The organism is Larkinella sp. (assembly GCF_965227735.1).
Lineage (GTDB): Bacteria > Bacteroidota > Bacteroidia > Cytophagales > Spirosomataceae > Larkinella.
In genome coordinates this window covers 6,520,189-6,532,154 of the sequence record NZ_OZ245776.1, presented here as the reverse complement: position 1 = coordinate 6,532,154, position 11,966 = coordinate 6,520,189, and the positions used below count along the sequence as shown (strand labels likewise).

Genomic DNA, 11,966 nt, shown 5'->3' with positions numbered 1-11,966 from the left:
ACCCACCACCGGAGAAACAGGCGCTTGAACGATTCAGGAAGGAAGACCGGTTTTGCAGACCGCCCCTCCCTTGAAGCTGGATTCACGGCCTCCCCTCTCCTAAATCCTGGAAAAACATGGACGCAGAAAAAACAGTACAACGATCAGAAGCGCAGAACGTTTCCCAAATACAGAAAGACCTTAACAAGCGCGACGAATTACTGCTCACCCCCGACGAGCAGCGAATCAAAGAAGCGTTTCAGGATCGGAACTGGAACGAAATAAAAATTGCCGACTCCTGGGTTATTTTCAAAGTCATGGCCGAGTTCGTTGAAGGCTTCGACAAATTGGCCAAAATTGGGCCGTGTGTTTCCATCTTCGGATCGGCGCGGACCAAACCGGATAATCCGTATTACCAGATCGCGGAGGAAATTGCGGCCAAACTCGTCAAACACGGCTACGGGGTAATCACCGGCGGTGGCCCCGGGATCATGGAAGCGGGGAACAAAGGTGCCTTCGAACAAGGCGGAAAATCGGTCGGTCTGAACATTCAGCTCCCGTTCGAACAGGAAAGCAACATCTATATTGATCCGGACAAAAACATCAATTTCGACTTCTTCTTTGTTCGGAAAGTGATGTTTGTCAAATACGCCCAGGGATTTATTGCCCTGCCGGGCGGTTTTGGTACGCTGGACGAACTGTTCGAATCGCTGACGCTGATTCAGACGAAGAAAATTGCACGCTTCCCGATCGTACTGGTTGGCCGGACGTTCTGGCAGGGTCTGGTCGACTGGATCGAAGAAACGATGCTGGAAAAAGAAAACAACATCAGCCCCGGCGATATGAAACTGATTTCGCTGGTCGATACGCCGGAAGAAGCCGTCAAAGCCATCGATGATTTCTACATGAAGTATCTGCTGAAGCCAAACTTTTAAGGTCATTCTTCTCAACCTTCCCGAAACCTGTTAGGTCTTGAAGACCTAACAGGTTTTCTTTTGAATGCTAGATCGGTTTGTTGCCAAAACTTTGAGTCTAGTAAACCCGTAAGTTCTCGAAGACCTTACGGGTTTTGGTCAAAACGCCAGATAAGGCGTTAGTTTTTCAATCGTTTTGGCGTCGAGAATCCGGATGTTGCGGAGGGATTCGGGCGAGGTGTACGGCCCATGTTGCGTGCGGTAATTGACAATGATTTCGGCTTGCCGTTTCGAGAGATAAACGTGTCGGTCCAGTTCTTCGGCGGTGGCGGTATTGATCACCAGCTTTTTAGCCGGTGTTCGAATTTGACCGTATTGGTTTAATTCTTGAAGGGCAAGCGAGTCCAGCCCAAACACCTCTGCGTATTGATCCGGTGAAATAAAACCGCCCAGCGCGTCCCGGAACTTCACGATCCGCCCTGCCAGTTTGGAGCCAATGCCGCGGAGTTTTTTCAGTTCGGTCGTGTCAGCGGTGTTGATGTCGAAGGGTTGCAACACGGGCTTGCTGTAGCGTTCGGCGGTGTATACCGGTCTATTGGAAGCGTACGGTTTGTTCGACTCCGGTTTTGCATCCACCAACCGTTCCCGGTATTTCTCTGACGGTTTTTCAGCCCTTTTTTCTACACTCAGCCGAATATACGGTTCCAGTTCACCGTAGAGTTCCGGCGGGAAATCGTAAATTTTCAGCAAGTCTTCCTTTTTCCGAAACTGACCGCCTTTGGAACGGTAGCGAACGATGCGGTCGGCCAGCCAGCGCGGAGCCCCCAAGCGTTGCCAGCTTTCGGCATCGACGGTGTTGGGGTCAAACGCAAACCGTTCGGCTTTTTTGGTTTTTACGTTGGGTTCATAACGCCCCGGCGTCGTTTCACGTCGTTCATCAACTTCGTTGTTGTCAACTTCCAGCAAAGCCACCAGGCTGTCGAGCTGGCGTTTGTCGGACGCGGATGTGTCGGGAATCGAATCAGGAACCCACAGGCGGTAGGCGAGCGGCAGCAGCAGCAGAAAGCCGGTGAGTGTCAGTAACACGAACATACCCCGCGCTTCCTGCTGGGATACTCCAAAATAATCGCGGAGTATGTCAACTGCCTTCTTCATGAACACGTCCCGGGATGGATGGAAACCTGGTGTCACGGAGGAGATTCCCGGAACCTGTTTATTAGACGGTGAAAAAATGAAAAGTAACGGAATCCTTCAAAAAAGAAATTGCTTTTCAGAACAGATCCTTCGTACATTCAACGACTCATTCGATCGCAGAATGGTTTTCAGGGAGTACGTTCGTTTACACCGCTATGGCATTTATTGATTATTACCAAACACTCGGCATCGAGAAAGGCGCATCGGAGGAGGCCATTAAAAAGGCTTACCGGAAACTGGCCCGAAAATACCATCCGGATCTCAACCCCAATGACAAGGAAGCCAACGCCAAATTCCAGCAAATCAACGAAGCCAATGAGGTGTTGAGCGATCCGGAGAAACGGAAGAAATACGATCAATACGGGGAAGACTGGAAACATGCCGATCAGTTTGAACAGGCCCGGCAATCGCAACAACGGAGCAATCCGGGTGGGCAGCGGCCTTCCGGCGAGGCTTTTTCCGGGGGCGATTTCTCCGAGTTTTTCGAATCGTTTTTTGGCGAACAGCCCCGCAGCGGTCGGCAGTCCCAGTTCCGGGGCCAGGATTACACCGCTGAGCTTCACGTTAGTTTGCGGGAAGCTTACCAGACCCACCAGCACACACTCACGGTGAACGGGAAAAACATCCGCATCACCGTTCCGGCCGGTATTGCCAACGGGCAGGTCATCAAGCTCAAAGGCCAGGGCGGACCGGGTGCCAACGGCGGACCGGCGGGGGACCTGTACATTACGTTCGTCATTGCCGACGATCCGGTTTTTAAACGCCTGAACGATGACCTGTATATGACCGTTGACCTGGACTTGTATACGGCGGTTTTGGGCGGTGAACTCACCATCGAGACCCTGAGCGGCAAAGTCAAGCTGAAAGTGAGTCCCGAAACGCAGAACGGAACAAAAGTGCGACTGAAAGGAAAAGGCTTCCCGGTTTATAAACAGGACGGCCAGTTTGGCGATTTATACGTCACGTATTCCGTCAAGATTCCGACCGGTTTAACGGACAAACAAAAAGAATTATTCAAGGAAATTTCTCAATTGTAACGGCTCGTGTTATGCAACCGGTAGATGTGATTCTTGTTGAAGACTATTGTCTGAACTACGCGATTGAAGAAACGTTTGTGTTCTCGCTGGAAGAATACGGCCTCGTCGAACTGGTCGTTGCGGAAGACCGGAAATGGATTCCCCTCCACCAATTGCAGGTGATCGAAAAATTCAGCCACTTGCATTACGAGCTGGACATCAACGTCGACGGGATCGACGCGATCAGTCATCTGCTCCGGAAAGTAGAAATGATGCAGGAAGAGATTCGGACGCTGAAAAGCCGGTTGAATGTGTATGAAGGAAGGTCGTGATGGTTGTTCACTTTGCGAAACAGTCTTCGAGTCAATTGGCCTTCTATCGGATACGGTTTTGGTGTTTACTCAAAAGTATAAAATTTTTGTCAGGCGACTGGTCTAAATCCGTATTTTTGCGCCACCATGGAAGACGCAAAACCGAAACAGGCACCTGCCACCTCTCTGCAAGACATTATCTCCCACGCCAAAGAATACGGCTTCGTGTTCCCGTCCAGCGAAATTTACGACGGGCTACAGGCGGTTTACGACTACGGTCAGAATGGCGTTGAACTGAAAAATAACCTCAAATCGGTGTGGTGGAAAGCCATGACGCAACTCAACGACAACGTCGTGGGCATCGATGCGTCCATTTTCATGCACCCGCTGACGTGGAAAGCGTCGGGCCACGTGGACTCGTTCAACGATCCGATGATCGACAACAAGGATTCCAAAAAACGCTACCGCGCCGACCAGTTGCTCGAGCTGAAAGCCGAGGAATATGCCGCCAACGGCCAGCCCGAAAAGGGCCACGCCCTGCTGATGGAAATGGGTCGGTTACTGGGCGAAAACGACCTCGACGCCGTCCGCGAACTGATCATCAGCGAAGGCATCGTTGATCCCATTTCCAAAACCGCCAACTGGACCGAAGTACGGCAATTCAACCTGATGTTCTCGACGCAGGTGGGTTCCGTGGCCGAAGATTCCAGCCTGATTTACCTCCGTCCCGAAACCGCCCAGGGTATTTTTGTCAATTTCCTGAACGTGCAGAAAACCGGTCGGATGAAGATTCCGTTTGGGATTGCCCAGATCGGCAAGGCGTTTCGGAACGAGATCGTTGCCCGGCAGTTTACGTTCCGGATGCGCGAATTCGAGCAGATGGAAATGCAGTTTTTTGTGCGGCCCGGCACCGAAATGGAATGGTACGAAAAATGGAAAACCGCCCGGCTGAACTTCCACAAAGCCGTCGGTTTACCCGCCGAAAAACTCAAATTTCACGTTCACGAGAAGCTGGCCCACTACGCCAACGCTGCGGTCGACATCGAATACCAGTTTCCGTTTGGCTTCCGCGAAATGGAAGGCATTCACTCCCGCACGGATTTTGACCTGAAAAGCCACCAGGAACTGAGCCGGAAAAAGCTGCAGTATTTCGACAACGACCCCGACGAAAATGGCAAACCGTTCGGCAACTACATTCCGTACGTGGTTGAAACCTCCGTCGGCGCCGACCGGTTATTTCTGGCGGTTTTCTGCAATGCGTTTACGGAAGAAGTGGTGGGCGAAGGCGAAAACCAGAAAACCCGGACGTACCTGAAACTACACCCGGCCTTGGCACCGGTAAAAGCCGCCATCTTCCCGCTTGTTCGGAAAGACGGTTTGCCCGAAAAAGCGACGCAGATTCTCAAGCTGTTGCGCAGCGATTTCCGGGTCATTTACGAAGAGCGCGACGCCATCGGCAAACGCTACACCCGCCAGGATCTGATTGGAACACCGTTCTGCATCGCCGTCGATTACCAGACGCTGGAAGACGATACCGTCACGATTCGCCACCGCGACACGACCGAGCAAATCCGGATGCCCATCAGCGAACTGAAGCAGCACATCGGCCAGGCGGTTTCGATGGAGCGGATTCTGGAGCAACTTTAGGTTTCAGTACCCACGGATTGAACCCTGTTTTTTTCAATAACTTAAAAAACGCGGGCTTCAGTCCGTGGGTACGCATGAAAATCGCTATTTATACCTCCGTTCAGCAGGAATACCGGCGCGTGTGGGCAGGCTTCACCCGGCAGTTGTTCGACCAACTCAGTCCACCATTTCCGCCCGTTGATGTCGTTCGCTTTGATGGCTGTCTGAAAGGAGATACCGTACATTTACGGCTCAATTTTCTGCTTTTCAAACAGGACTGGATCAGTTTGATCGTCGAGCAGCAGGAAACCGATCAGGAGATTTACTTTATCGACCAAGGTACCAAACTGCCGTTTTTCCTCTCCTCCTGGCACCACAAACACCGGATCATCCGCGATGGCAACCACACCCGCATTGCCGACGAAATCACCTTCCGAACGCCCACGTTGCTGACGGATTTCCTTCTTTACCCGGTTTTTTACGGCTTGTTTGCCTATCGGAGACCGGTCTATAAACGCATTTTCAAACCCTGACAGCGGCCAGCGGCCCTGTCAGCGGTTGGAGGCCCTGCCAACGGTTGGAAAAATAGAATTCCAGATCACTCGATTCTTAAAAAGGAAAACTCCTGACATCAGCATGGCGCTTTGTCAGGAGTTTTTTGGTGTGACGGCCGTGAAACCGCTGACAGGGCCTATGGCCGCTGTCAGGGTTTCACTATTTTGATCAAGCGGGATTGTTGTCCGGCCTGGGCGCGAAGCAGGTAGAGACCAGCTGCCTGGTGACGAACCGTCATCGTCTGGCGTTGCCGCTGACCCGTTGCCAAAACGGCTTGTTGCAAAACCGTACGGCCTTGTAGATCCGTTAATTGAAGACGAACCTCCTCCCCTGCCGGGGCCGACAATTCCACATCGAAGACGTCTGAAACCGGGTTGGATAACACGCGAACGTGTAGCCCTTCGCTCGTTTCAGAAACTGACAACCGCGCTCCGGACGCAACCACGGGTTCGGTTCCGTACACCAGATTGCCTTGATAATAAACCGTAATGCGGTCGTTTTCGGAGAAAGGCGCGGCTGCTTTATACGAGTGATCATCCGTTTCCACGAAATTCGACCAGTTGGCTTTCGAAATCCGGTACTGAATGTTGCCCGTATTGCTGAGCGGATACAAAGTTCCAACCGCCGGATTGATCTTCAGTTCCAGGTAGGTTTCAGCGCCCGTCCGCACGGGATCAACCGGAACGAATTGGCCCGTCACATTGGCATTGCCGAGTTTGGCGTAGTCGATAAAGTAATTCAGACTGGCGGTTCCTTCGGGCGTAAACCAGTAGCGCACCGTTAGGTCGCCATACGCCAGCGGCACATTCCCTTCGTTGTTGACTTTCAGATAGGTACTGATCGAATTGGAAGTCGGTTTGTTGTTTTTGTTCTCCGAAAGCACCTTCAGTTTGACCAGGGCCGGAGCGATGGGCGGTTCCTCTCCCCAAACCAGCGTGCCGTTGCGGTACACCGTTATGCGATCGGTGAGCGCGTAGCTGGTATTGGTTCGATAAGAATAATCATCGGTTTCGCTCAGGTCCGCCCAGTCTTTGTTCGCAATCCGGGTTTGAATCGGCCCGGACGTACCGCCTACGGCCAGACTGCCCGCCGAGGGGTCAAAACCGTATTCCACGTATCCGTTGGCCCCATTCCGGGCGGGTGCATCCTGCCGGACAAAGGTCATTTTCACTTTATTATTCCCCAACTGCGCATAGTCGATGAAGGTGTTGATGCCTGCGTAATTTTCTGCCGTAAACCAGTAGCGAACCGTCAATTCGCTGTAGGGAACGGCGGTCGTTCCCTCGTTGACCAGTTTCAGATACGGTTTGATCTGGTTGTTGGTAGCCTGTCCGTTTCCGTTATCGCCGTTCTGGTACTGAACTTTCACCTGCGTCAACTGCGACAGATCAAAACGCGCCAGCACCGGAACGTGGTCGGACGTGGTGTTGCCATAATCGGGAACCGTCAGATACGGTGTTCCAACCCCCGCCGAACCGTCGAGGTAAGCCGGTGCTAATTCATTGGAAACCATGATGTGATCGATCACGTTGTCTTCCGTCAGGTACGTCCGAAAACCGTTGTCACTCAGCACCCGGGTTACGCCCGTAAAGCCAGCGGCATCGTCGGTGAATGGTTTGTAGGTTGTTTCGGTCGTGGCTACATCGGCCACGGTCCGGTCGAGGTCGTCGTTAAAATCGCCCGCCAGAATCAGGAGATCGTTCGGATACTGCGCTTTCAGCGTGTCATACAACACCTGCACATCGTATTTCCGGCGGTTATACGCCACCAGCGCATTGGCACCGCCTTCGTTGGCTTTGGCGTGAAGACCAACCACGTTGACCTGCTTGCTCACCCCGGCCACTGTCACGTTGAATTTCCACACATACGGATACCGTCCCGATGCCCAGAAATTGTCAACGGCGGTCGGATAGCCCGTAAGATTCTCCACTTTTTCCATCAACGGTTTTTGGGAAATCAGCGTTGCCACGTCCGATTTATACAAAATACAAACCCGTTGCGTGTTGGCGGGTAAGGAGCCCGTTGGTGTCGCCGGATTGGCCGGAATTTCGTGACCCGGATTGTTGGAAACAAAAGGCGAACAATTTCCCTGATACCCCGGCATACCCGCCAGCAAACTGGCAATGGCATTGTCCGACGAGATTTCTTCCAGAACAATGATGTCCGATTGCAGGCTGTTCAGAACCGAAATGGCATTGGTTACCTGCTGTGCTTCGTTCGTCGGGCCATTGCCGGTGCTTCCCAGCCATTCGATGTTCCAGGTGGCTACGTCGAGCGTTTGGCTTCGGGCGATAGAACCACCCGCTGGCACATAGGGCACCGAACCCGGTATGTCCTGCGTCGAGCGCGGCAGCAATTGCGTGAGGGTGTTGAATCGACCGACCACCCCGGTAATAGCCGCCGGATTGGCGGGATTGGTATTGCCGGGAATGTTCGTTCCCCGGTTGATGCGCACCTCCTGCGTACCGCTGCCATCCTGCAGCCGGAAATTGGCATCCGGCGTTAGCACAAAAACCGGGTTGGGCGACGCCACCGTCGTATTCGGGCGAATGACGGCGGCATTTACCATCACCAGTTGACCTTCAAAATCCGGCAGTTGGGTGGTCGTAACTACCCTGGGAGCCAGTGGCCCCTGTGAACCGAAACTCGTAAAGGTGACCGCTCCCGAAACCTGCTTGTTGCTGTTAAAAGCGCCAATCGTTCCGCCCGTAATCTGAACCGAGTCGCCGATCTGAACACTGCTGCGGAAAGCCGCATTGAAAATCGCAATCCCGCCTGTCGGGTCCTGAATGTAGGCCACATCGTTGAACTGGTTGCTGACCGTCACCCGACCCGCAATTTTGCCGCCCGGCAACGCGGAAATCGGCGTGTTGACCGGCTGGCTGCGCGCCAAGGCGATGCTCGCGATGGTATTGGGGTCATATACCGTTCCGCTGACGGTTACATCGGATGATACTGAACCACTGACGTTGGTAACGGTTCCGCCCGGTGTTCCCTGAGCGGCTCCGGTCAGCCGGACGTTGATCGGGGTGGCGGCCACACTGCTGTTCGAGAGCGGCAGCGTCAGGGAAGAGGTATAGGTGCTTCCCGTACTGATTTCAAAACCGGCGGGTGCCGTGATCAGCACATCGGCGGTTAGATTGGTCCCGGAAATCGTGTAGGATTTTGGGGTCGATGCGGTTCCTTCCGAGGTGGTAAAGCCCGACAAGGTGGGCGGGCTTACGGAAAGAACCGGGGTTGGCGTACCTCCGCCTTCGATGGTCGCCGTAATGCTCAGGTCGTCGATGGCCAGGCCGTGATCCGAACCGGTGTGGTCGGGATCATACCACCGCAACATGATTTCACTGCCGGGCGCGATTGATAAACCGGTAAGTGTGAAGCTTTTAGCCTGACGATTGGCATTGCCGTCAATGGCTCCCGCCGTACCGCCCGATACGGTATTGGAGAAGTTTAATTCAGGGACGGCGGTGTAGCTGGAGGGAACCGCTCCACCCGCTGGATTGGTGGTCTCGATGGCGGAGGTCGAAATCAAGTACGAAAACTGAACGACCTGCGGGTCAACGGCGGCACTGTTGCGCCACTGTTCTCCGTTGTAATTCACGGTTAGTGCCGTAATGGTCGTACCGGTTTCATTTTTTAAGCGATACCCGTACGTGAAATTACCGGCGGCCGCATTACCGGAACCGACGGAGCCCAAAGCCCGGTCGGCACCTGTTCCGAAGCTGTTCAGCGCCCCGGCATTGGAACTTCCGGTACCGGCCACGATGGTGGTGCCGGTTCCTGTTCGTTCGCCATAAATGCCGGGAATGGTGCTGTTCTGGGTAAAAACCGGCGAACCGCTGGCGGGCAGGGCATCCAGGTTTTCGGTTCGGGTCAGGTTCCCAACCGTGAAGGAAACCTGGGCGAAGCTGTCTACCTGTACGGCAAACAGAAGCAATACAGTGACCAAACAGCCACTGATGAAGTGTCGTAAAAGTGGATGAAGCATAGTGATAGCGTTGTTTGCTACAAATCTATCACGCCATGCCAATATCCAATGTTACCTCTTTATTAATTCTGAGAACATGTTATTTAACCGCCCAATTTGGTTCAAAAGCAGCCAATTGACGCATTTCTGCGCTACACTTTCCCCTCGATTTCCAATGCTTCATCTTCGGCCTCGATGGTCGAACCGTTTTCGTCAAACTCCCCTTCCCAGCGCGCAATCACCACCGTAGCCAGACAGTTTCCAATCACGTTGACCGACGTCCGGGCCATGTCCATCAATTCGTCGATACCGAGGATGATGAAAACCGGCTCGACGGGCAGACCGAACGAAGCCAGCGTTCCGAGCAGGATGACGAGCGTGGCCCGCGGCACCCCCGCGACGCCCTTGCTGGTCAGCATCAGGGTGAAAACCATCAGCAATTGCTGGCTGAACGACATTTCGACACCGGCGGCCTGGGCCACAAAAACCGACGCCAGCGAAAGATACAGCGTGGAGCCATCGAGGTTGAAACTGTAGCCCGTCGGCATGACGAAAGCCACAATTTTGCGGGGAACACCCAGGCGCGTCATGGCTTCCATCGCTTTTGGCAAGGCGGCTTCCGAACTGGTGGTAGCAAAGGCAATCGAAACCGGCTCGACCAGTGCCTGAATGAATTTTTTAATGGGCACTTTGGCAATCAGCGCCACCGGGAACAGCACCAGCAGCAGGAACGCCAGCAGGGCCAGATAGAGCGTTGCCAGCAATTGAAAGAGGTTCACCAGAATGCCCAGCCCCATGTGGCCGACGGTGTAGGCAATGGCCGCACCCACCCCGATGGGGGCGAAATACATGATAATGGACGTGAATTTGAACATCACTTCCGACAGACTCTCGGCAAATTTCAGGACCGGGCGACGGTAATGCTCTTTCGTAACGGCGAGCGCAATGGCAAACAATACGCTGAAAACAACGATCTGAAGAACCTCACCATTGGCGATGGATTTGGCGATGTTTTCGGGAAAAATATGCAGAATAACGTCTGAAATCGACTGCTTGGCCACATCCGGCAGTTTTTCGCCACCGGCCACTTCCGGCAGGGTAATGCCAACGCCAGCCTTGCTGATGTTGATAGCGGCCAGACCGATAAAGAGAGCGATGGTCGTCACCACCTCAAAATAGAGCAGCGATTTCCAGCCCATCCGGCCCACCTGCTTCAGGTCAGAATGCCCCGCAATGCCCACCACCAGCGTACCGAACAGCAGCGGAGCAATGATCGTCTTGATCAGCCGAAGAAAAATCTGGCTCAATACCCGCAGATTGACCGCGGCCTCGGGAAAATCGTTGCCGATTTCTGCCCCCACCACCATCGAGATCAAAATCCAGGCTGTCAGCGATTTCTTGCGAATACCGTAATAAATCAACCCCACGATCGCCAGCCAACGTACCACCAGCAGCAGCGTTGTCGGAAGCGCAATCCAGTTCAGATCCGTCAGAACGGTCAGCACTGCCGCCAGGGTAAAAGGAATCAAGGTAATCAGGAGTAAAGATCGATTGTTCTGCATAGCCGGTTTTTACGGTAGAATCTATTTTGCTGCAAGTATCTTACATCATTTTTAATTTCAAAACAAACCCGGGTACTTTCTTTGATTAATTCACCAAATAGACTGCTGCACAATATTTTAAGCAGATGATTGGATTTGTTCCGTGACATTGCGTACGTTAGGTCTGTTTTTCAACTCCTTAACCTCTTTTTTATGCAACCCGTGTACAATACGCCTTCTACCCAGGTCAAAGCCGACCCCGGTCAACGATTTGTTGCCGCCCTGATCGACGGCTTTGTGGCTTACATTCCTTTTCTCATTCTGACGGTCGTTAGTTATCGGCTCGCCATGATTGGCTGGATTTTCCTGCTGGGCTATCAGCTCACCAAAGATGCCTTGCCGGAAGTGGGCGGTTTTCTGGGCGGACAAAGCGTCGGCAAAAAATTAATGAAGATAAAAGTCGTGAAAGAAGATACTGGTCAGAGCATTCTGGGCGACTACGGCACCGCCATCGTCCGGCAGGTGTCGCTGATGATTCCTCTTTTCGGAATTGTCGATGCCTTCATGGTGCTGGGTGACGACCGGAAGCGGTTTGGTGACAAATGGGCCAAAACCATCGTTGTCAAAGCGTGATTGATTCTAAAAAAAGCCGGGGCAACGTCTGGAAAACCGCTGCCCCGGCTTTTTAATGCGCAATGCCGACTGAACAAATGCTTTCGCCTGTTCAGTCGGCATTGCGCATTTTTGATTAAATTACCCGTAAAACTGGCCGATAAACCGATTCTGCGGCCATTTGTCCCAAAACCGGGTTAAGCCAACCGGAGGCTTTTATCTTCGTACCCGGAAGTCATTTCGCATCCGGG

General features: G+C 53.1%; 9 protein-coding genes. 6 read left to right on the top strand and 3 right to left on the bottom strand.

Going from position 1 to position 11,966, the window contains the following annotated elements; genetic code table 11:
• Window positions 1–116: 116 nt before the first annotated feature.
• Window positions 117–914: a TIGR00730 family Rossman fold protein gene (locus ACO064_RS25540; RefSeq protein ID WP_114405912.1), complete on the top strand. Its 798-nt coding sequence runs from the start codon at window positions 117–119 to the stop codon at window positions 912–914.
• A 138-nt stretch (window positions 915–1,052) separates the two neighbouring features.
• Here ACO064_RS25540 and ACO064_RS25535 read toward each other — a convergent pair whose 3' ends face one another.
• The gene (locus ACO064_RS25535) at window positions 1,053–2,048 is read right to left on the bottom strand and encodes a ComEA family DNA-binding protein (RefSeq protein WP_421830021.1); all 996 of its coding nucleotides are present in this window, start codon (window positions 2,046–2,048) and stop codon (window positions 1,053–1,055) included.
• A gap of 194 nt (window positions 2,049–2,242) precedes the next feature.
• On the opposite strand from ACO064_RS25535, the gene ACO064_RS25530 reads away from it, so the two are divergent.
• From ACO064_RS25530 to ACO064_RS25515, 4 genes are all read left to right on the top strand, one after another.
• Complete coding sequence (locus tag ACO064_RS25530) at window positions 2,243–3,124, top strand: DnaJ C-terminal domain-containing protein (protein ID WP_421830020.1); 882 nt, start codon at window positions 2,243–2,245, stop codon at window positions 3,122–3,124.
• An 11-nt stretch (window positions 3,125–3,135) separates the two neighbouring features.
• Complete coding sequence (locus ACO064_RS25525) at window positions 3,136–3,435, top strand: chaperone modulator CbpM (RefSeq protein WP_421830019.1); 300 nt, start codon at window positions 3,136–3,138, stop codon at window positions 3,433–3,435.
• A 126-nt stretch (window positions 3,436–3,561) separates the two neighbouring features.
• On the top strand, window positions 3,562–5,061 hold the full coding sequence (locus ACO064_RS25520) for a glycine--tRNA ligase (RefSeq protein ID WP_421830018.1): 1,500 nt from the start codon (window positions 3,562–3,564) through the stop codon (window positions 5,059–5,061).
• A gap of 74 nt (window positions 5,062–5,135) precedes the next feature.
• Complete coding sequence (locus tag ACO064_RS25515; protein ID WP_421830017.1) at window positions 5,136–5,573, top strand: SRPBCC family protein; 438 nt, start codon at window positions 5,136–5,138, stop codon at window positions 5,571–5,573.
• Between the two features lie 170 nt (window positions 5,574–5,743).
• On the opposite strand, the gene ACO064_RS25510 is transcribed toward ACO064_RS25515, so the two are convergent.
• Window positions 5,744–9,583, bottom strand: a complete 3,840-nt coding sequence (locus tag ACO064_RS25510; RefSeq protein ID WP_421830016.1) for a cellulose binding domain-containing protein — start codon at window positions 9,581–9,583, stop codon at window positions 5,744–5,746.
• A 131-nt stretch (window positions 9,584–9,714) separates the two neighbouring features.
• Entirely contained in the window at window positions 9,715–11,124 is a 1,410-nt protein-coding gene (locus tag ACO064_RS25505; protein WP_150875694.1) for a dicarboxylate/amino acid:cation symporter, read from the bottom strand.
• A gap of 192 nt (window positions 11,125–11,316) precedes the next feature.
• Here ACO064_RS25505 and ACO064_RS25500 point away from each other — a divergent pair, with 192 nt between their 5' ends.
• Entirely contained in the window at window positions 11,317–11,736 is a 420-nt protein-coding gene (locus ACO064_RS25500) for an RDD family protein (protein WP_421830015.1), read from the top strand.
• Window positions 11,737–11,966 lie beyond the last annotated feature (230 nt).